Here is a 21031-nt window from a genome sequence, read left to right on the forward strand (position 1 = left end):
TTTGCGTCGCATCATGCGAAGGAGCATCTCAACCAGATGCGTACATTCTCAATTATAAGATGCAATTGTTAACCATGCCCTAAGGCAATCCCCTTTTTTTTAGTGATAACTGATGTAGGGCTGGCGGGTTTATTGCAGATTTTGGAAGGGTTTTAGAAATGACTTTCGCTGGACGCAGTCATGCTGTCCTGTCCTTGGATGTACAGGGATTGGTAGATCGCCATCATCGATGGCTTGGGAGCCTTGGCAGGAATATTGTCAGTAAACCCAGAAGCGGCATGAACGAGCAGACATGGTAAACGAATTCGATGCCTTCCCGGTCGGCGAACACGCCCAGGACTGCTGCTCCGATGCCGCCGAAACCAAAGGCGAAGCCGAAGAACATGCCAGCGATCAGCCCCACTCGTCCGGGGACCAGTTCCTGCGCGAACACCACGATGGCGGAAAAGGCCGATGAAAACACGAAGCCGATCAGCACCACGAGAACGCCTGTCCAGAACAGATTGGCATAGGGCAGCAGCAGCGCAAACGGAATGACGCCGAGGATCGAAAACCAGATGACGACGATCGAGCCGAAACGGTCCCCGATAGGCCCTCCAAAAAACACACCAGCAGCAGATGCTCCGAGAAACAGAAACAGCAGGATCTGTGCATCCTGAAGGGCGAGACCGAAACGCGCCATCGTATAGAAGGTGAAGTAGCTCGACAGGCTGGCGAGGTAGGCATTCTTGGTCGCGGTGAGAACCACGAGAACAGCAAGCGTGACCAGAACCTTGGCTCTGGACAGCGGCAAGGCGCGACTGACAGTGGAGCGTCCGGCGGCACTGCGGCGATGCCGACTATACCAAAGGCCGACCCAGGATAGCACTCCAAAGCCGACAAGTGCAATCCCGGAAAACCAACTCAGGCTCTCTTGTCCGCGTGGAATGACGATGAACGCTGCGAGAAGTGGCCCGATGGCGGTGCCTGTATTGCCGCCAACCTGAAAGAAGGATTGCGCCAGCCCGTGGCGTCCGCCGGATGCCAGCCGTGCCACGCGCGATGCTTCCGGATGAAAAATGGCTGAACCAATTCCGATGAGGCACGCACCGAGCACCAGCATCGGATAGCTATGGGCAAAGGCCAGCGTAACAAGGCCCGCACATGTCGAGAGCATCGCCACCGGCAACGAAAACGGCATTGGCCACCGGTCTGTCACCACCCCAATCGCGGGCTGCAACAACGAGGCCGTCACCTGAAATGCGAAGGTGAGCAAACCGATCTGCACGAAATCAAGCGCATAATTGGCCTTGAGCAACGGATAAAGGGAGGTCAGCAATGACTGCATGATGTCGTTCAGCATGTGACAAAAGCTGGCGGCAGCGATGACGGTAAATGCCGTCCGTTGGGGGCTGACGCCGGCGGCGATAACATTGGCCATGGTGTTTCCTTATCCGAACGCCGCTCATATGCGGCTTGTTTTAACGCCGTTTTACAAGGATTGCTCGTGGCCTGCTTTTGTGTTTTGGTCTATTTCTTTCGTGAGTGGGCCAAATGCGAACTGTGGATCTGACCGACACAAGCAAACGCTTTTCAAAAGATCATCCGGAGAGCCTTGTTCTCATTGAGGGTGCCAACGATCCCGTTCTGGCGCTACGGCGAATTTATGGGGCAGGACATAGGGTTCCCCTTCACAGTCACTCCCGAACCCAGATCTGGTGTGCGCTTGAGGGGGTGGTGGTGGTCAGCACCGCCGAGGGGCGATGGATGATCCCGCCTGGGCATGGGCTTATTATCCCGGCTGGTCTGGTCCATTCTGCCCAAACCATCAGCCGGGTTGAAATGCAGTCCATCTATATAGAGCAAGATGCGCTGAGGACGGACCGGCCCCGTGTCGTCGAGATCACGGCACTCGCCATATGCCTTATTGCCGAGGTGGTCGATGAGGACAGTCAGTTGACAACCGACCATCGCAAGATGCTGATCCGAGGGCTACTGCTGGATGAGATCAATCGCCTTCCCGATCGTCCGCTCGGACTTCCGTTTCCGGGAGATCCGCGGCTTGCAGCACTCTGTCACGATTTTTTGAAGATGCCAGCCGCCCGGTCCGAGATCGACGATTGGGCGATGCGGCTCGGCATCAGCCGTCGCTCCTTCACCCGGCTTTTCCGCGCAGAGACGGGTGTTAGTTTCGCAACCTGGCGCCAGCAAGCATGTCTCTTTGCGGCCTTGCCGCGATTGACTGCGGGCGATGCGGTGACAACCGTTGCCATGGATGTCGGTTATGAAAGCATCGCTGCATTCACAACGATGTTTCGGCGCATGCTTGGAAGCTCGCCACGTCAGTACCTCAAAGGGTCCATCTCCCTGCCCGCCGATGACAGGCAGCCGCAGGATCCGATGCCAATAGATGCGCCTTCCAAACAGGGCCGGAACCCTGTGACCACTTCGGCGGTTTTGCCAATCGGAAATGCGCAAAAATAAGACCTATAGCGTTGCTTCGATTCCATGGAGAGCAGAAACCCTCTGGAAACAGCAAGCGTGAACGGCTCATAGGAGATCATTGATATGCCGATCATAGCAACCGCTGCTTGGTCGATTCCGAAAACGGTGGCCGACCGATTTGCCAAGGAAGGCAGCGGATTGACGAGATATGCGTCCGTATTCAACGGCGTGGAAATCAATTCGACCTTCTACCGACGGCACAAGATATCGACCTTCGCGCGGTGGGCCGAGTCCGTGCCCGACAGTTTTCGATTTTCGGTCAAGATCCCCAAAGAGATCACCCATACCCGAGCTATGCAAGATATTGAGGGGCCGTTCGGCACCTTTCTCGAGGATATAGCGCCTCTTGGAGAGAAACGCGGTCCGCTCCTTTGCCAATTGCCCCCGTCTTTGGCGTTCGATGCCAAAGAGCTCGAAGCGGCATTTAAGACAATGCGGGACGCCGATTCCGGACGGATCGTCATCGAGGTACGGCACAAAAGCTGGTCATCGGCGGAGGTGACAGATCTGCTCAAGACATACGATATCTCTCGCGTTCTTGCCGACCCTGCGTTGGTGTGGCCCATAGAAGGCTTCAAAGAAGCTCCCTACTATGTCCGTTTGCACGGTAAGCCGAAAATCTACTATTCGAGCTACAAGGACGACGAGATAAGCTCCTTTTCAAAGCTGCTGGCCCCGGATAGCTGGTGCGTCTTCGATAATACCGCGTCCGGCGCTGCGATTGAGGACGCTCTGAAGATGAAGGATTTGGTGAGCGGCGGGCGCTAGCCAGCCCTATTTAGAAGGTCTGGCAATCTACGATGGTCCACACGACTGTCCCGTCTAATTTCGACCATCGCCTCAAGGAAAGTTTCGAAGCCGTATTTTGCTCCGAAACTTTGAGACACTTCCTTGAGAGCGTCCGCCCCAGCATTCACCATCTTACGCCGTCAGTACGACTTTGATGCAGTTATCCTTCTTGTCTCGGAAGGTTTCATAGAGGGCCGGGCCGTCCTCGAGCTTCGCCCGATGCGTGATGATGAAGCTCGGGTCGATCTCCCCTTCCTCGATGCGGCGAAGCAGATCGAGCGAATACCGGTTCACATGGGTCTGGCCAGTGCGGATCGTCAAGCCCTTGTTCATAGCGGCCCCAAAAGGGATCTTGTCGAGGAAACCGCCATAAACGCCAGGAACTGACACGATTCCACCCGGACGGCAGGCCATGATCGCGGCTCGTAGGGCATGTGGGCGATCCGTGCCAAGCAGGGTCGCGGCCTTCACTTTGTCAACAATTGCATCGAACGAGGCCGTCGCGTGCGACTCTGCGCCAACGGCATCAATGCATTTATCGGCGCCATGACCACCGGTCATTTCCTTGATCCGATCCGGGATGGTTGCATCCTCATCATCGAAATTGATGATTTCGGCTCCGGCTTGCTGCGCCAGCGCCAGACGCTCCGGCACGTTATCGATCGCGATGACACGTGCCGCCCCCTGCATCAACGCACTTTTGATACAGAACTGGCCAACGGGGCCACAGCCCCAGATAGCAACGATATCCGTCGGTTCGATCTCACAGTTGGCTGCGGCCATCCATCCGGTTGGAAAAATGTCGCCGAGAAACAGTGCCTGTTCATCCGTCATCCCATTGGGAATGATGATTGGGGAAACATCGGCGTAGGGAACGCGGACATACTCTGCCTGGCCACCGGCATAGGCGCCGGTCAGGTGCGAATAGCCGAACAGGCCAGCGGTCGGATAACCGAATGCCTTGGTTGCATTATCGGCAGTGCGATTGGTGCGTTCGCAGACAGACCAGTTGCCTTTAAGGCACTGCTGGCATTCACCACAGCAGATAGTGAAGGGCACGACGACCCTGTCGCCGACCTTCAGCTTCTTGTTGTCGCGACCGACTTCGACCACCTCGCCCATGAACTCGTGGCCAAGAATATCGCCCTTTTCCATGAAAGGAATGTAGCCATCCATGAGATGAAGATCCGAGCCACAAATTGCACATGCGGTCATCTTGATGATGACGTCACGGCCATCTTCAATTTGTGGATCTGGAACGCTGTCGCAGCGAATGTCACCTTTGCCATGCCAGCACAGTGCTTTCATAAAATATCTCCTCGAATAATGAATGGATCGCGGCGGTCCCGTCGGCGCAAATCCGGGTGGTGACGGTCAAAATGAGAGCAAAAACCCGATAATGTAGACTGGCCAGCGGATATTGATCGGAACGCTGAACGGCCAATGGCGAGATCAGCACGGCCACGCAGAAGGACAGCACGCAGAAGGATAGGCGGCAGCGCGGAGCTTCGCGTGTTGCCGCCTTTCCAGAGTTTTCGCGCCTTGCGGATCAAGGGTGTGCGTTACCCTCGAAACTCGCCGTCCTTCATGTCACGATCATCGTAATTGATATCCCAGTCCTTGCCTTGCTTGCGACCAGGGGTCTTGTTGTTCACGGTGGCATCGTCCGAATGGGTAATGACGCGGGGTTTTGCGCTGCTAACCCCATCATTCGACCCACCCGCATGGTTGCTTTCGGACTGGCCGCGCGCATCCTGCTCGACTTTCGATTTCTGATCTCTATTTTGCATCTTACTGCTCCTGATTTTGGCTGACCGCGATTTTCACTGATGCATCGCTCCCACCCTTGCTTTCCCAGATCGGGTGGGCTTCAGCGTTCCTGCCTCTTCATCGGCCAGGCTGCTTGCGTTCATGTCGAACGGCTTACTTGTTGAGATCCTTCGCCATCATGAGGTGATGCTCCAGTGCCGGTCGTGTTGTCGCGGCCCAGGTCTTGAGATCGGCATTATCGCCTTCGTCACCGTAACGCTTGAAAAGATCGACCGCATCTTCATGCACGGATTCCTGATCGGCGTGATACTGCTTGTTGAAATCTGCGCCTTGCAAGCCATTCAGTTTGTCGAGCATGCTCTGCTGGCTCGATGTCATCGCCTGAGGAAGCGGGGCTTTGACCTTTCCGCTTGCGACCAGTGCCTTCAATTCGTCGGTGGTTTTCTGATGGTCGGACAACATTTTCTGCGCAAAGGCCTTTGTCGCTTCATCACCGCGCTCGATTGCGAGCTTGCTCGAGGCAATCTCAAACATGTCGCTGCTTGCTGCCTCCTTCACGAAATCTTCTGTCTTGGGCGCAACGCCGATCAGGGAATTGACGCCGGACTTCTCGGCTGCAGATTGTGCGAGGGCCGGTCCTGCAAGGACGAGAGCAAGCGACGCGATAACCAGATGTTTCATTGGAACCTCCATGATTGTCCTGTTGCTCTAACAACGATCCAGCGTTGAGTGTTCCAATCGAATTGCCTCTTCTTCTGTATTTTTCGGTCTTGCGATGAAAAACAGCTGCGGCGATGGCCATTTACATCGAGCGATCCTCACGCGGCCTATCCATAGAAAGCTTGGGATCGTTTGCGGTTGTGGAACCTTTGTGAGGTTGGAAACTTTCAGCCGACAGGAGGTGAAACCAGATGAAAGTTTTGGGCGAATGGCGCCATCTTTGCGTTGATATGCAGCGCATGTTCGCAGAAGACACCCCATGGCGGATGCCGTGGCTGGAGCGCATTTCTCCTCAAGTGCTTGAACTTGCGGGCCGTTACCCAGTCTCGACTATCTTTACCCGGTTTGTTCCGCCGCAACATATCGGCGACGCCCAAGGCCGCTGGCATGATTACTATGAAAAATGGTGGATGATGACCGGTACGCATCTCGCGCCCGAAATGGTCGACATCGTCCCGTCGCTGGCCGCATTGATGCCGCCTGCGCGCCAATTCGACAAGCGTACGTATTCGCCCTGGGTCGATGGCCGTCTTCATGCCGTCCTCCAATCCGAAGGCACATCTACCCTTGTCATCACCGGCGGGGAGACAGACGTCTGCGTTCTCGCGACAACACTTGGCGCCATAGATCTTGGTTATCGTGTCCTCCTCCTGACTGACGCGGTCTGCAGCGCCGCCGATGACACCCATGAAGCCTCGCTCGAATTGCTCGGGGATCGTTTCTCGGTGCAACTGGAGCTTATGAAGACCGAGGATTTTTTAAGATTGGCTGCCTGACGGGGTGGCGGAATAACGACTGCAACGATCTCGCAAACGCATATTTCCAGAAGGTCGAGGGCTGGCACCCCTTTATAGGCTGCATCAGCAATAAATCTGTCACGTGGCCAACAGGGCAACACAGCTATATTACTCGGTCTGAAGCCGCAAAGTCCGGCATCTTTACATAATTTTACATATTCTTAACTGACATTAACATGAAGATGCTTATAGTGCGGCCGAATGCTGAGGGCACCACGAATTCAAGCGGAGTACCATTATTAGGTCCATATCAATTTTCGTCACCGAGGCATTGCTGGCTTTGACGGGACGAGAAAGTCTTTCGGACAAGCACGTGAGCGGCAACGCTATTGTGGATCGCGATATTGCGGTAACGCTTGATAAACCTGACCTTTTGGCAACTGCTATCGACGTGGATACGGCGTGCTTTCGAGTGAACGCACCGCATGGCGATGTGTGGCCTGCTGCTATCACCTTCATTGAAATCAAGTGTGACATCGTCCGCTCTTGGGTCGCACTCCGCACGTCTTCGGGAGGCGGGTGCACCGCCCTTATGGGTGCGCCGACCTCTGCAATGGGAATTTATTGATGCGCAAACTTTCTATCAGTTCTCTCGCGGCAATGCTCGCCATGGGGTCTTTTGTCATGATCGCCTTCGCTGCCCGAGGCCAGGACAGTGAACAAAAGACGGATCAGGCAGCCGCGCTGAGTGTTAGCCTGGTCAAGCCGGAGGTTTTGCTATGGCCTGTGATTATCCCTGCAAGTGGTCGCCTTGCCGCCTGGCATGAAGCGACAATCGCAGCAGAAACCAGCGGCATGAAGGTCACTGAGGTCAAAGCAGATGTTGGCTCATACGTGAAAAAAGGCGATTTGCTGGTGCAGTTTGCGCCCGAGTCAGCCCAAGCTGACCTGGAGCAACAACAAGCGAATGTCGAAAAAGCGGAAGCGGATCTCGATCAAGCAATAGCGAATGGTGACCGGGCCCGGGGATTGACGAGTTCTGGCGCACTATCAAGCCAACAGATAACGGAATATCTGATTACGGAGCGGAAAGCGAAAGCCTCTCTCTTCTCGGCGCGGGCTGCGTTGGCGTCATCCCAACTCACCCTGGACAGGACCAGGGTGTATGCGGTGGACGACGGGGTCATATCCGAGCGCTCGGCGTCTCTTGGCGATGTGGTCACCGCCGGTGGTGAACTGTTCAAATTGATCCGGCAAAATCGCATCGAATGGAAGGCCGAGTTGCCGTATACTCGGCTGGCTGATGTCAAGGTCGGAACGAAAGCCGTCATCCCAACGCCGCGCGGCAACGTGCAGGGTGTGGTGAGGATGGTGGCGCCTTCGATGTCAACCGACAATGGTCGCGTGATCGTCTATGTGACATTGACCCCCACGAAAGGGATGGAGAGCCCCAAAATCGGCATCCTCGCCAGCGGCTACTTTGAATTCAACAACACGGATGCACTTACAGTGCCTGCCACGGCTGTCATCCTCAAGGACGGCTTCTCCTATGTGTTCATTTTGAACTCGACAGACAAAAAAACGGTGATACGCAAGCGGGTAAAACTTGGACGGCGGCAGGACAATCGTGTTGAAATCATTTCGGGAATTGAGAAGAGCGAAGACATTGTAGCGTCGGGCGGCGTATTCCTGGCAGACGGCTCTGTTGTCCACGTTGTAGACAGCAATGATGCGGCAGCGAAGGAGGAATCCAAGTGAATTTCTCCTCTTGGTCTATTCGCAATCCTGTCCCGCCGTTGCTGCTTTTTGCATTGTTGACGGCCTGCGGCCTTTGGGCGTTCAACCGTCTCGACATTCAAAACTTCCCGGATATGGATCTTCCAACCATCAATATCAGCGCAACGCTGGACGGTGCGGCGGCCGCTCAACTTGAAACGGAAGTGGCCCGCAAGATTGAGGACAAACTGACCGGCCTGAGCAAGCTGGATTCGGTGACCACGACGATCACGGACGGCTCCGTGAGCATTTCTGTCGCATTTGAGGTTGGGAAAGATACGCAAGCCGCATTGGACGAGGTGAAAAGCGCGGTCGATCAGGCGAAAAGCGACCTGCCGCAAGATATGGATGATCCAACCGTCTCAAAGCAATCGCTGAACTCTTCTCCGCTGATCACCTTCGTGGTGCATTCCGACAAGCTGGACGATGCAGAACTGTCGTGGTTCATCGATAACGACATGTCAAAAGCGCTGATGGCTGTCAAAGGCGTGGGTGAGGTTGGCCGTTTGGGCGGCATCGATCGGGAGATCAGGGTAGAGCTCAACTCTAACATGCTCGACAGCCTGGGATTGACCGCAAATGACATCAATACCCAGCTTGAGGCCGTGCAAACCTATCTGTCTGGCGGAAAAGGACGAATTGGTGGTGAAAGCCAGTCTGTGCGAACCCTGGCAGCGGCAGAAAATGCCGATCAACTGCGCGCAATGCCAGTCCCCCTGCCAAAGGGCAGTTGGGTCAGGCTGGACGAACTCGGCACAGTGACCGATTCCCAAAGCGACTTGACCTCGCTTGCTTATCTCAATGGCAAACCCGTCATTGCCGCCCAAATCAAACGGTCCAAGGGCTATTCAGATATCGCCGTCACCGACGATGTCCGCATAGCGATGAAGGCATTTGCCGCCGCCAATCCGCAGGTGACAATCGAGGAAGCCTACAACACCATTGTTCCGACCGAGCAAAATTATGAATCGTCAATGGACATGATCTACGAGGGTGCGGTCATCGCGGTCCTGGTGGTCTGGATGTTCCTGCGCGATTGGCGTGCAACACTTCTGGCGGCGGTCGCCTTGCCGCTGTCGATCATACCCACATTCCTCGCGATGTATTTTTGTGGCTACACGCTGAACACCATCACGCTTCTGGCGCTGTCCCTGGTCGTTGGTATTCTTGTCGATGACGCGATTGTCGAAATCGAGAATATCGAGCGACACCTTAGAATGGGAAAAAGCCCCTTCGATGCGGCGATGGAAGCGGCCAACGAAATCGGCTTGGCGGTTATTGCCACAACCTTCACATTGGTCGCCGTGTTTTTGCCCACCGCCTTCATGGGCGGGGTGGTCGGCATCATTTTCAAGCAATTCGGCGTCACGGCCTCCGTGGCTGTTCTTGCTTCTCTTTTGGTTGCACGATTGGTCACGCCGATGATGGCGGCTTACATATTGAAGCCAGGCAGTACAGAAGAAAAAGAGGACGGTCGTTTGATGCGGTCCTATATCTGGCTCGTAAAAGGGGCGCTCCGGCGTCGCTGGATACCGGTGCTGGGAACAGTCGGATTTTTGGCATTCACGCTTCTGCTTCTGAGCCATTTGTCGACTGGCTTTTTTCCGGCATCTGACGATGCCCAAACCAAGGTTACCATCACGACACCGACAGGATCGACGATTGAGACAACGGACGAAGCGTCTCGAAAGGCATCCGAAATCATCTCCAAGGTTAATCATGTTACCTCGGTGTTTCAGGCAACAGGGACAGCTTCCACCGGAGGCGGTGCGAACAGTACAACAACGTCCAGCACCAACAGCGCCACGATTGTTGTCAACCTGACGCCGATTGGCGAGCGCGATGTCAAGCAGTCACAGATCGAAGCGGATTTACGGAAAGCATTGGAAAAAGTGCCCGGTCTCCGCCTCGAAACAGGCACTGGCGGCAATGGCACGCAGCTCACTCTGACGTTGTCCGGGGATGACTCCGAAGTTCTGGAAAAGGCAGCCGCCAGCCTCGAGACGGGTCTGCGCACATTGTCAGGCATTGGCAACGTGACATCCTCTGCGGCCATGCAGTCACCAGAGATCATCATCAAACCGGATTTGGCGAAAGCCGCGTCCTTGGGTGTGACGTCCAAGGCGATTGCGCAGGCTATTCGGGTGGCGACGGCAGGAGCCTATGATACTTCACTGCCCAAGCTTAATCTCCCAGAACGGCAGATCAAGATCCGGGTCATGCTGGACACAACAAACCGTCAGTCACTGGACGCAATATCTCTTATCCCGGTTGAGGGCAGTGCTGGCAATGTTGCCTTAGGGGCAATCGCTGATATTTCAATTGGGTCGAGCCCAAGCGAAATCAATCGGCTCGACCGATCACGCAATGTCACCCTGACCATTGAACTGAATGGCAGGAGCCTATCGGCCGTCACGGCTGAGGCCGCTCAGTTGCCGGGCTATAAAAACCTGCCACAAGGGGTAAAATTTGTCGAACAGGGCGAATTGAAGCGTCAGACAGAGTTGTTCGATAGTTTCGCTACGGCGATAGCGATTGGCATCTTTTGCATCTACGCCGTTCTTGTCCTTCTCTTCCATGATTTCCTGCAACCAGTCACCATCCTGATGGCAATTCCGCTGGCACTTGGCGGGGCAATGCTGCCGCTTGTGCTGACCGGCACCAGCTTCTCGATGCCTGCGGTCATTGGTCTGCTCCTTTTGATCGGAATCGTCTCCAAAAACTCCATTCTGCTTGTGGAATATGCGATTGAAGCACGTCGGGGAGGCATGTCTCGTTATGACGCCCTTGTCGATGCGTGTCACAAACGCGCGCGTCCAATCATTATGACCACAATCGCCATGGCTGGCGGCATGGCACCAGCAGCACTCAGCCTCGTCGCTGGTGACTCGAGCTTCCGTCAACCCATGGGCATCGTCGTGATTGGCGGATTGTTGACCTCAACCTTCTTGAGCCTCCTGGTCATCCCGGTGGTGTTCACATTTTTAGATGATCTTCTGATCTGGCTTAAAGCGAGGCTCCGACTGGGCTCCTAAACTTGCCGCATCTGGGCCGGAAAGTGGGAACAGACGTTCCGCTGCACCCATGTCAAAGGGACGCAGACATTTGATTCCGCTAAACTCGATGTTGAGCGCCAATATTCCAGCTACAGGAATATTGGCAACTGCCTTTAATACCAAGTCTCTGACATGCTCACGCATCCTCGACTTGAAGAAATTGAAAATATCACAAATGCATCAGATGCTTGAGATATTTTCAAAAGGAATACGAAGAGTCATTTTTAATGAATCTTCGTATAAGATGCGAACAACGCTTGATAGTCTTTCAAATACCGTGCGAAGCTTGACTTCAAGAACACCGCCGAGCCAAACGGTGACGTTGGAGTGAACCCGTCCAAGCGCCGCCGCTTCGTGATCCAAATACATGACGCTACCCGGCTTCATTGCGACCTGCGGCTAGAACTGGACGGCGTCTTAAAGCCCTGGGTGGTGGGACCAAGGGCCGCTGCTCGATTCCCAAGGAGCAGTATGGTTGTGATACGGCGCTGTAGATCTTTGTTTTTGCCCATTTCCGGTTGGCAAAACCGGCGCCCAAATGCCAATTTCGTTGAGGCAGTTAAATCTAATAAATTCTAATTTTTCTATTTAACGCCGTCATTATCATGAGATATTGACATACACTTTTATTCAATATTTGGTCGCATTATATCTCTTCTGTCGTGAATACATGATTGGCACGAATAGATCGCCAAATCATCTCCCTTTGTGTAATTGGACACCTCTAAAAACCTCCCCATTTTCCGCGTTTCATGATTCAATCCGGCCAGTGTGATTTTCTGGGAGCGGATGATGCGTGGGCAACCGGGCTTTTGGGATTTGGATGATCGTTACGAACGGCTGAGTGCCGTCGGCGATCCGCTGGAGAAGCTCAACAGCATCATTCCATGGGCGATATTTGAAAAACCTTTAGCGAAGGCGCTGAAGCGGTCCGACGGATCGAAGGGTGGACGTCCACCATTTCCGTCGGTTCTGATGTTTAAAATCCTGGTGCTGCAAGCGCTTTATAATCTCTCCGACGACCAAGCAGAGTTTGTTATCCAGGACCGGCTGTCGTTTATGCGTTTCCTTGGCCTTTCCCTTTCGCAGAAGGTGCCGGATGCCAAGACGATCTGGCTGTTCCGAGAGAGTTTGGTGCGTGCAGGTGCCATTGATAATCTGTTTGCCCGTTTCGACAAGCATCTCTCACGTTCCGGATATCTGGCCAAAGGCGGGCAGATCGTTGACGCCACGATCATCCAGGCTCCCAAGCAACATAACAGCCAGGACGAGAAAGACGCGATCAAGGCCGGCGAAATCCCTGAGGACTGGAAGGATAAACCCGCCAGGCTGGCCCAGAAGGACCGCGACGCGCGATGGACAGTGAAGTATTCCAAGGCGAAACGGCCAACGGAGACGCCGACGTCGACGACGACTGGCCAGCACGATATTGCCATTCCAATGTTTGGTTACAAAAACCATGCAGGCATCGACCGAGCCCATGGCTTTATCCGGGGATGGACGGTGACGAGTGCGAGCGCCCATGACGGAGCCCAGCTTCGAAACGTAGTGACCAAAGACAATACCGCGTCGACGGTCTGGGCCGATACGGCCTATCGCTCCAAGACCAACGAGGAATGGTTGCAGGACAATGGCCTAAAGTCCGACATCCATCAGAAGAAGCCAAAGGGCAAACCCATGCCGGAGGCGATGTCGCGCGCCAACGGCCGTCGTTCGAAGGTCCGCTCCGCCATCGAACATGTCTTTGCGCGGCAGAAGGACAAGATGAAGCTCTTCGTGCGCACCATCGGAATCAGCCGAGCGAGGGTGAAGATCGGCATGGCCAATATCACCTACAACATGCTTCGCTATGTCTGGCTGACTGGAAAACCACGGACCGCATAACGCGCAGCTGGCCGGAAGGCCGAAATGCATGCCGCAGATGCGGCAATCATCACAAAAAATGGGCGATCATCCGCGCGAGTTCATCGCGGAAATACATCCACGGCACCATCTTGCCAACTGCGACCGGTAAATCGAGGTGTCCAATTTTTACACCAATTCTGGACTACGGATTGTCACGGAAACTACCGCCGCCTGCCGTTATTGCGAGTGCTATCGTTTGCTGCGTTGGCGTCGGTATCTTGACCGGCGGTATAAACGCCTTCGGTGCAGGTGACTTGCTCGTTTTGGGTGCAGCAGTATTGCGGGCTATTATGGTTGTCTCGACAAAGCGGCTTATGGTCGGTCGCCAGATTTCCTCTGCGGCGCTCACTGCAATCCAGGGTTTTTCGGTCACAACACTGACCTTGGTTGTCGTGATCGCTCAATTTGGTGTCAGCAGCATTGCGGTTGATGCCGATCCCCAATTTTGGTTTGCAGTCGCATTCCTTTCGCTCTTTTGCACCATCGCCGCATTCTACATACAGAATGCGGCGGTGAGGAGAACAACGCCAACGCGTGTTGGATTTCTGATGGGAACTGAGCCCTTTTTCGGCTTCCTTCTCGCACATCTTTTGCTCGCCGAACCGATCAGCGCGACAAGCGTATCGGGTGCCGCCCTCATCCTCGCAGGGACCTTTGCCGGAATTCTCTCCGAAAACAGGAAAAGATCATGAATTTCGTTCCACAATCGATAAAGATATCTGCCAATCGTGTTTCAAATTTTGAAGATCTTCTCGCTTTACCAGACAGAAGCGCCCCGGTCGTTACCATGTTCAGCGGCGGCCTTGACAGCACGTACCTTCTCTACAAATTGCAAAGCCTGGGTTTTAAAGATGTTCAGGTGGTTGCGGTCAATGTCGGAGAGACCATTGACGGACCGTTGCTTGAGTGGAGATGAAAATCTATGGCGCAGGGAATTTGAGTCTGGTCCTTTGGACGATCCCGAGAGTTTTTCCTGGACCAGAAAAGCTGCTGACCGAGGGAGGGAAGATCTCAATCTTGGCTTTTTGGATGGGAATCTTGTCTCCATTGATAATGAAAATATGACGCTCATTAAGGCGATGTCTATCTTGAATCAAAAAGTCGGCACATTCGGTCATGGCCGGTTCGTCGGCCTCGAGCATATTTCGTCCGGCGAGATGTTCTTGAGGTTCGTGAAGCGCCTGCAGCAGCCATCATCATGGACGCTTTGCGCCACTTGGAAAAAGCGTCTCTCAGCACCGGTTCGATCATCCTGAAGCAAGGTCTCGAACAAGCTTGGGTCCAAGAGGCCGTATCCGGCGTTACTCACAATCCGAAACATATCCGGGACAGGGTACTCTTGGAATACCAGGCTGCAGGTGCGACAACACCGGCTATAAATTTCGACTTTGCTTAACAACGACAACAGGAATCTATCATTCTGAAGTAAGTCTCATCTAAGAGGCTGCCTCAAAAAGAGGTGGGTGATTTCAACAGGTTATGATTCCTTCGGATTTGCGAAGATTCGATGGAGTACACGATGGCCTGGACTGAAATCACCCGTCGGCACTATGCCCGGCGCACGGCACGCTACGCAAGTGACATGACGGATCGGGAATGGGTTTTGGTTGAGCCTTTTCTGCCGATACCCCGCCGCTTGGGCCGTCCCCGCACCACTGATTTGCGCGAGGTCGTCAACGCTCTGCTTTACATCGCCACGACCGGTTGCCAGTGGCGCATGCTGCCAAAGGACTTTCCGCCCTGTTCAACCGTCCAGCGTTATTTCTATGAATGGCGTGCACTGGGACTTTGGACACGTATCAACCATCATCTGGTGATGGAGGCTCGCGAGTTGGAGGGCCGAGAGGCAAGCCCGACGGCTGGCGTGATCGATAGCCAGAGCGTGAAAACCACGGAAAGTGGCGGCATACGAGGCTACGATGCGGGCAAGAAGGTCAAAGGGCGCAAGCGCCATATCATCGTCGATACGCTCGGCCTGATGGTCGGCCTCATGGTGCACAGCGCCGACATCCAGGATCGCGACGGTGCTCCCGATCTCCTGAAATCCATTCGCCACAGGTGGCCATGGTTGCTGCATGTCTTCGCCGATGGTGGTTATGCAGGCGACAAGCTGAAGCGGCGACTGAAGAAGATCGGGCGCTGGACGGTCGAGATCATCAAGCGCTCGGACAAAGCGAAAGGCTTTGACGTGCTGCCACGACGCTGGGTCGTCGAGCGGACCTTCGCCTGGCTTGGCAGATGCCGAAGACTGGCAAAAGACGTAGAAAAGTCCATCGCCTCCTCACAGGCATGGATCATGATCGCCCACATTCGCCTGATCACTCGGCGCCTTGCAAGGTATCGATATCATTGAAGGCTTTTCGAGTCCGACTCTAAGGCTAATTATAAAATAAGCAGGAAGGCGTTGACCATCTCCTGAAAAACGGATTTCTTCCCAAGAAGCGACATACATAATCAGCCTTTTACATTGAAATAGATGCCGATTTTTATGATTTTGCCGGTCGCTGGAACCGCTTATAGTTGGATGAGTATATGCGTGACGGTAGAACTTACCGTTATCGCCGATATAGCACTTTCGAATATAGCTCCAAGGACGAAAAATTCCGCCTCTTGCCTCATGCCTCTTATGAGCAATCCAAACGGGGTAACCACTTGAATGGCGGCTTCAAGCGTCATTTTGAGCCATTAGAAACTGCGCGAAAAAGAGTTGCGTGAAATAATCCAGTTGCGCTTCTGTTTGTTTGCTTATGACGAACGGAGACCCCAATGGGCTGGACTGATATCACCCGCCGACAATATCACCGACGCGCAATGCGGTATCCAAGCGATCTGAGGGACCGGGAATGGGAGCTAATTTCGCCCTGCCTGCCTTGAGCGAAGCGATTGGGCAAGCCGCGCAGCACCGATCTTCGCGAGGCCGTGAAAGTCCCTCGCTTCAGCCGAGGCCTGGATCACTATCGCCCACATCCCCGTCCTGACACCACGCTTGGCAAAATACGGATATCGTTTAAGGCTTTTAGAGTCAGGCTCTGAGAAAATATGCAGTAGAGCATCGTGTTGCATCCGATTTTCTGCACGGTGCTCTACATGAGCTCGGAGGAATGCATCGTTTTTTCATGGATGATTTCCTTCAATTTGCGCCCAGCGGCCGGTGATTTTGGCCATAACCATTTAGTAATCGACGTCCCTCTGCATCACGTCGGGATGGTCCTGCATTCAAAGAGCCTGGCCAAGCTGCCACCAGACCGTGCCGGATGGGCACGCGCCAGGATTAACTGGGCATTATCACCCGTTAACACACCTGGATAAACTAAAAAATAAACGTAAAGCACGCGTCAGGTTGCATATTTACAATCCCAGACTCTTGGCTTTACATCGGTTTAACATCACCGAGCTGGGAGCCATGATGAAAACTGTTCTTTTTTGTTTAGCAATTTTTCTTTTGCCTGTTTCAGCTGCTCTTGCCGACTGTTCCGCCCCCATCGACAACAGTTTCGCAGCAGCAGCCAAAGCCAAGTTCGACTGCTCCAGCAGCCTGCCCCTGAAAGGTCACGAGACGGATCGCAAGTTCCAGATCCACTACGATTTTCCAAAGACCTTGCCCGATACCAGCAAGTTGCCCTGGTTGACGATTGATCCCTTCAAGAATCCCGCTGACTACATGCAGGCCGTCTTGAATTACGTTACCAAAGTGAACGCCCGACCCGATATCGATTGGCGCATTCAGGACAACATGCTCGAAGAATGGTGCGATGCACCATGGTTCTTCATGCTGAGGGAACCCCTGCACGGTATGACGACCGAACGATGGTCTCGCCCCAAGGAGTTGCACGCTCTGCAAACGGATTAGGAGCGAAATTTCGCTGTGGGGATCTACAACGATGTGGCCTGTTACGGTTTTGGCCAGATCTGGGCCGATCCGGCCTTTCCCAAAACCCTTGATTTTGCATTCGCGGAGGGCGCCGTTGCGGCCAAAATGCTGTTCACCTCAGCGACGCCTTCCAGCGTTCCTTATCTTGCAGGGTCAAAGGAGTGGGAAGTTGCCGGAGAAAAGGACGGCGGCACCATGACGATGCGGCTTTTGCAATTTGATCTCTCGATCAAGGACAAGCGTTCGCCCAACGGCTGGTTCTTCGGGACTTTCGTCTACAATGCCATGCAGCCCGGCGATACACCTTATCAACGCCTGGTTCCGGTCGGTCTGATCTGGGGAAGCGATCCCGCGTTGAATGCAACAGCCTATCTCGAACAAGCGATGTCACTGACCGAAAGCTGGGTCAATCCTGCGGTCGCGACTATGTTTTATCCCCTCCCGAGGCAGAATCTCGGCCTTTTCGGGCGCGCCAATGGCCCGGTCGACAACCCAATGTCCGCCTGCATTACATGTCATCAACGCGCTCTCGACTGGGGGACAGCGGTCTTGCCTGGCAGCCCTGAAGCGGTACAAGCGGCGGAACTGTTGCCAGATGCTCCCACTGATCCATACAACGACTCAGCCGTCGCCGCCTATTTCAGGAACATTGGGTCCAATTCACCCGTGCCGGATACGCAATCGCTTGATTATGTTTTACAGGTTTCAAAAGGGATTGCTGCATTCCGCAATTGGACACCTCTAAAAACCTCCCCATTTTCCGCGTTTCATGATTCAATCCGGCCAGTGTGATTTTCTGGGAGCGGATGATGCGTGGGCAACCGGGCTTTTGGGATTTGGATGATCGTTACGAACGGCTGAGTGCCGTCGGCGATCCGCTGGAGAAGCTCAACAGCATCATTCCATGGGCGATATTTGAAAAACCTTTAGCGAAGGCGCTGAAGCGGTCCGACGGATCGAAGGGTGGACGTCCACCATTTCCGTCGGTTCTGATGTTTAAAATCCTGGTGCTGCAAGCGCTTTATAATCTCTCCGACGACCAAGCAGAGTTTGTTATCCAGGACCGGCTGTCGTTTATGCGTTTCCTTGGCCTTTCCCTTTCGCAGAAGGTGCCGGATGCCAAGACGATCTGGCTGTTCCGAGAGAGTTTGGTGCGTGCAGGTGCCATTGATAATCTGTTTGCCCGTTTCGACAAGCATCTCTCACGTTCCGGATATCTGGCCAAAGGCGGGCAGATCGTTGACGCCACGATCATCCAGGCTCCCAAGCAACATAACAGCCAGGACGAGAAAGACGCGATCAAGGCCGGCGAAATCCCTGAGGACTGGAAGGATAAACCCGCCAGGCTGGCCCAGAAGGACCGCGACGCGCGATGGACAGTGAAGTATTCCAAGGCGAAACGGCCAACGGAGACGCCGACGTCGACGACGACTGGCCAGCACGATATTGCCATTCCAATGTTTGGTTACAAAAACCATGCAGGCATCGACCGAGCCCATGGCTTTATCCGGGGATGGACGGTGACGAGTGCGAGCGCCCATGACGGAGCCCAGCTTCGAAACGTAGTGACCAAAGACAATACCGCGTCGACGGTCTGGGCCGATACGGCCTATCGCTCCAAGACCAACGAGGAATGGTTGCAGGACAATGGCCTAAAGTCCGACATCCATCAGAAGAAGCCAAAGGGCAAACCCATGCCGGAGGCGATGTCGCGCGCCAACGGCCGTCGTTCGAAGGTCCGCTCCGCCATCGAACATGTCTTTGCGCGGCAGAAGGACAAGATGAAGCTCTTCGTGCGCACCATCGGAATCAGCCGAGCGAGGGTGAAGATCGGCATGGCCAATATCACCTACAACATGCTTCGCTATGTCTGGCTGACTGGAAAACCACGGACCGCATAACGCGCAGCTGGCCGGAAGGCCGAAATGCATGCCGCAGATGCGGCAATCATCACAAAAAATGGGCGATCATCCGCGCGAGTTCATCGCGGAAATACATCCACGGCACCATCTTGCCAACTGCGACCGGTAAATCGAGGTGTCCAATTGGGTGAAGACCGATTTCCCTGATCATGCCGCATCCACCTCGGATGTCCCGCCCTACCCCTTCAAACCCGGCAACACAATCACCGTGGCGCCTGTTGACGTTACTGCCCCCGGTACTGAAAAATTTGGAACCGATCCGACCGGCAAGCTTTTCCTTCGCTGACATAATCTTATAATCTAAATATATCCCGTCTTCAGGAGGTGCGCATGTTGTCGTTAAACATCTTTGGCCGCTTTCTGATTGTCGACTCTCATGGGTGCGACCGCAGCCCGAGAGGATCGAAGGCACGCGGTATCTTGGCATTACTTGCCATGTCACAAGGCTATTCGCGCAACCGGACCTGGCTGCGGGACAAACTTTGGAGCGACCGGGATTCCAAGAGAGGATCGGATAGCCTTCGCCAGACGCTCGTCGACATACGACGGGCGTTTGGCCCCTATCACACCGTATTGCAAGCGGATCGGGAAAAGGTGACACTCGATCCCACCCGCTTTAAGATAAAATACCAGCTCATGCCCACCTCTGGTGACTGGAATAATGAGCAGGACGCATTTGCCGACCTCGACATTCGTGACACTGAGTTCGAAGACTGGATCCGGAACTTACGAGCGTCTCTTGCGCACAAGGCGCGGATCAGTCCGCCCCATGTCCTACGCAGTCATACCTCCCCCAAGCCCGCAATTTTTTCCAGTTCCTATCCGATAACCAGCTTGCGAGTGAATTGACATCAAGTCGGCTGATGACGCTGACCACGGCGGCGCTCCGCGATTTAGACGATTTTGAAATCTTCCCCCGTCACGCTGCCATCGGCGGCACGCTCCCTCCCCTGCCTGTCAAGGGCCTCACTGTCGCAGTGCGGACTGTAACTTTAGGTCGAGACAGCCATGTGGCTATTGCCATCAGCCATGCAGGGACTGGACAGCTCTATTGGTCGCGAACCACTCAAATATCGGCATCACACACAGAGTTGCTGCATCACGAATCCGGGATTCTTGTCCAAGCCATTCTTTCGACGTTGCGCGAGCGGAAGGATCAGCTTGGAATCTCCCATTCGGGAGCCATGCTCGCCAATCATGCGCGGGCCTTGATCTTCCGATTTGATCGGCAAAGTTTAAGAGATGCAGACGTAAATCTGCGCTATGCTTATGATCGCGATCCGCGCCCGCAATATCTGGCATGGCGGGCATTCCTGCGCAACATGGCTCAGTTCCAGCATTGCAGCACCGCATTCCTGGACGACAAGATAACGTCAGCGGAACTGGTGCAGGAAGCGCTGCGCGCGAACGCTGGTAGCGCCAGCATCCTGGGCATCGGGGCCCATCTCGAATATCTTGGAGGCGGTTCAAGCCGTGGTTCGTTGCGGCTTGCTGAACGCGCTGTCAGCCTCGATCCGCTGAACGCAGTCAACTTGGCGATTTTATCCAATACGGAACTGGTTCTCGACAAGCTGAGGGATAGCCGAGGATCGGCTTTAAGCGCACTTGCATTAACAGGCGGAGGCGAGCACAGGGCTTTTGTCGAATTCTTTTGCTGTATGTCCGCCGCCGCGTTGGGCGAATATGCAACAGCCATAGGCCACGCAGAAGCAGCGCTTATTCTGCGTCCTGCATTTCGAGCGCCTCTAAGGTATTTGGTCGCGCTGTATAAACAAATGAACATGATCAAACAAATGGAACGTGCCGTCTCCCGATTGCAGCAGTTCGAGCCTGACTTCGTGCCGAGCCGCTTTCTCGACAACGATTATCCGGTCACCACCATGCGAAGGCTTCGGCTGATCGAAGCCATTGCCGGCTAGTCATCGCAGCCCTCGCCGCAGCAGGGGTAGCGTTGTCGCCTGTGCGGCGGTTGGCGGCAAGGATTGACGTCCGCCTTTTCAA

22 protein-coding genes and 3 pseudogenes are annotated in these 21031 nt (G+C 54.4%); 20 read left to right on the plus strand and 5 right to left on the minus strand.

Annotation, left to right across the window (positions count from 1 at the left end; genetic code table 11):
* Positions 1–223 precede the first annotated feature (223 nt).
* Positions 224–1420 (minus strand): MFS transporter, encoded by a 1197-nt coding sequence (locus tag V6582_RS00725; protein ID WP_156633647.1) that lies wholly within the window; start codon positions 1418–1420, stop codon positions 224–226.
* Positions 1421–1533: 113 nt separating this feature from the next.
* On the opposite strand from V6582_RS00725, the gene V6582_RS00730 reads away from it, so the two are divergent.
* Positions 1534–2463, plus strand: coding sequence for an AraC family transcriptional regulator (locus tag V6582_RS00730; protein ID WP_156633646.1), 930 nt, complete (start codon positions 1534–1536; stop codon positions 2461–2463).
* A gap of 84 nt (positions 2464–2547) precedes the next feature.
* The gene (locus V6582_RS00735; RefSeq protein WP_156633645.1) at positions 2548–3252 is read left to right on the plus strand and encodes a DUF72 domain-containing protein; all 705 of its coding nucleotides are present in this window, start codon (positions 2548–2550) and stop codon (positions 3250–3252) included.
* A gap of 153 nt (positions 3253–3405) precedes the next feature.
* Here V6582_RS00735 and V6582_RS00740 read toward each other — a convergent pair whose 3' ends face one another.
* The 3 genes from V6582_RS00740 to V6582_RS00750 form a co-directional block, all read right to left on the minus strand.
* Positions 3406–4581: a zinc-dependent alcohol dehydrogenase gene (locus V6582_RS00740; protein ID WP_156633644.1), complete on the minus strand. Its 1176-nt coding sequence runs from the start codon at positions 4579–4581 to the stop codon at positions 3406–3408.
* Between the two features lie 254 nt (positions 4582–4835).
* Positions 4836–5063 carry a hypothetical protein gene (locus V6582_RS00745; protein ID WP_156633643.1) on the minus strand — a complete coding sequence of 76 codons (228 nt, stop codon included), beginning with the start codon at positions 5061–5063 and terminating at the stop codon, positions 4836–4838.
* Positions 5064–5196: 133 nt separating this feature from the next.
* Positions 5197–5724 carry a DUF4142 domain-containing protein gene (locus tag V6582_RS00750; protein WP_156633642.1) on the minus strand — a complete coding sequence of 176 codons (528 nt, stop codon included), beginning with the start codon at positions 5722–5724 and terminating at the stop codon, positions 5197–5199.
* Positions 5725–5954: 230 nt separating this feature from the next.
* Between V6582_RS00750 and V6582_RS00755 the strand changes: the two genes are divergently transcribed.
* The 16 genes and pseudogenes from V6582_RS00755 (at position 5955) to V6582_RS00825 (ending at position 19009) form a co-directional block, all read left to right on the plus strand.
* Positions 5955–6539 carry a cysteine hydrolase family protein gene (locus V6582_RS00755; protein WP_156633641.1) on the plus strand — a complete coding sequence of 195 codons (585 nt, stop codon included), beginning with the start codon at positions 5955–5957 and terminating at the stop codon, positions 6537–6539.
* Between the two features lie 334 nt (positions 6540–6873).
* Positions 6874–7128 carry a hypothetical protein gene (locus V6582_RS00760; RefSeq protein ID WP_337739360.1) on the plus strand — a complete coding sequence of 85 codons (255 nt, stop codon included), beginning with the start codon at positions 6874–6876 and terminating at the stop codon, positions 7126–7128.
* A complete protein-coding gene (locus V6582_RS00765; RefSeq protein ID WP_156633639.1) occupies positions 7128–8258 on the plus strand; it encodes an efflux RND transporter periplasmic adaptor subunit in 1131 nt (376 codons plus the stop codon). Before V6582_RS00760 ends, V6582_RS00765 begins: the two co-directional genes overlap by 1 nt.
* The gene (locus V6582_RS00770; RefSeq protein ID WP_337739359.1) at positions 8255–11311 is read left to right on the plus strand and encodes an efflux RND transporter permease subunit; all 3057 of its coding nucleotides are present in this window, start codon (positions 8255–8257) and stop codon (positions 11309–11311) included. Before V6582_RS00765 ends, V6582_RS00770 begins: the two co-directional genes overlap by 4 nt.
* Positions 11312–11602: 291 nt before the next feature.
* Positions 11603–11767, plus strand: a pseudogene (locus tag V6582_RS00775) (DNA polymerase ligase N-terminal domain-containing protein); the annotation flags it as partial.
* A 357-nt stretch (positions 11768–12124) separates the two neighbouring features.
* Positions 12125–13216: an IS5 family transposase gene (locus V6582_RS00780; RefSeq protein ID WP_349508847.1), complete on the plus strand. Its 1092-nt coding sequence runs from the start codon at positions 12125–12127 to the stop codon at positions 13214–13216.
* Between the two features lie 239 nt (positions 13217–13455).
* On the plus strand, positions 13456–13929 hold the full coding sequence (locus V6582_RS00785; protein WP_349508864.1) for a DMT family transporter: 474 nt from the start codon (positions 13456–13458) through the stop codon (positions 13927–13929).
* Positions 13926–14153, plus strand: a complete 228-nt coding sequence (locus V6582_RS00790) for a hypothetical protein (RefSeq protein ID WP_234889931.1) — start codon at positions 13926–13928, stop codon at positions 14151–14153. Before V6582_RS00785 ends, V6582_RS00790 begins: the two co-directional genes overlap by 4 nt.
* The gene (locus V6582_RS00795) at positions 14140–14493 is read left to right on the plus strand and encodes an argininosuccinate synthase (RefSeq protein WP_234889932.1); all 354 of its coding nucleotides are present in this window, start codon (positions 14140–14142) and stop codon (positions 14491–14493) included. Before V6582_RS00790 ends, V6582_RS00795 begins: the two co-directional genes overlap by 14 nt.
* A gap of 263 nt (positions 14494–14756) precedes the next feature.
* Positions 14757–15590, plus strand: coding sequence for an IS5 family transposase (locus V6582_RS00800; protein ID WP_156634951.1), 834 nt, complete (start codon positions 14757–14759; stop codon positions 15588–15590).
* A 179-nt stretch (positions 15591–15769) separates the two neighbouring features.
* Positions 15770–15952: a 2OG-Fe dioxygenase family protein gene (locus V6582_RS00805; protein WP_156634941.1), complete on the plus strand. Its 183-nt coding sequence runs from the start codon at positions 15770–15772 to the stop codon at positions 15950–15952.
* A gap of 51 nt (positions 15953–16003) precedes the next feature.
* Positions 16004–16108 (plus strand): annotated as a pseudogene (locus V6582_RS00810) (IS5/IS1182 family transposase); the annotation flags it as partial.
* Between the two features lie 52 nt (positions 16109–16160).
* A pseudogene (locus tag V6582_RS27490) lies at positions 16161–16244 on the plus strand (IS5/IS1182 family transposase); the annotation flags it as partial.
* A 399-nt stretch (positions 16245–16643) separates the two neighbouring features.
* On the plus strand, positions 16644–17087 hold the full coding sequence (locus tag V6582_RS00815; protein WP_234889927.1) for a hypothetical protein: 444 nt from the start codon (positions 16644–16646) through the stop codon (positions 17085–17087).
* Positions 17088–17102: 15 nt separating this feature from the next.
* Entirely contained in the window at positions 17103–17900 is a 798-nt protein-coding gene (locus V6582_RS00820) for a hypothetical protein (protein ID WP_234889928.1), read from the plus strand.
* Between the two features lie 17 nt (positions 17901–17917).
* A complete protein-coding gene (locus tag V6582_RS00825; RefSeq protein WP_349508847.1) occupies positions 17918–19009 on the plus strand; it encodes an IS5 family transposase in 1092 nt (363 codons plus the stop codon).
* A 49-nt stretch (positions 19010–19058) separates the two neighbouring features.
* On the opposite strand, the gene V6582_RS00830 is transcribed toward V6582_RS00825, so the two are convergent.
* Complete coding sequence (locus V6582_RS00830; protein WP_272950784.1) at positions 19059–19181, minus strand: hypothetical protein; 123 nt, start codon at positions 19179–19181, stop codon at positions 19059–19061.
* A gap of 179 nt (positions 19182–19360) precedes the next feature.
* Between V6582_RS00830 and V6582_RS00835 the strand changes: the two genes are divergently transcribed.
* Both V6582_RS00835 and V6582_RS00840 read left to right on the plus strand, forming a co-directional pair.
* Positions 19361–19879 (plus strand): AfsR/SARP family transcriptional regulator, encoded by a 519-nt coding sequence (locus V6582_RS00835; protein ID WP_156632009.1) that lies wholly within the window; start codon positions 19361–19363, stop codon positions 19877–19879.
* 14 nt (positions 19880–19893) lie between these two features.
* The gene (locus V6582_RS00840) at positions 19894–20949 is read left to right on the plus strand and encodes a hypothetical protein (RefSeq protein ID WP_156632010.1); all 1056 of its coding nucleotides are present in this window, start codon (positions 19894–19896) and stop codon (positions 20947–20949) included.
* Positions 20950–21031 lie beyond the last annotated feature (82 nt).

The sequence above is a fragment of the Agrobacterium vitis genome (assembly GCF_037039395.1).
In the GTDB taxonomy this organism is placed as follows: domain Bacteria; phylum Pseudomonadota; class Alphaproteobacteria; order Rhizobiales; family Rhizobiaceae; genus Allorhizobium; species Allorhizobium vitis_E.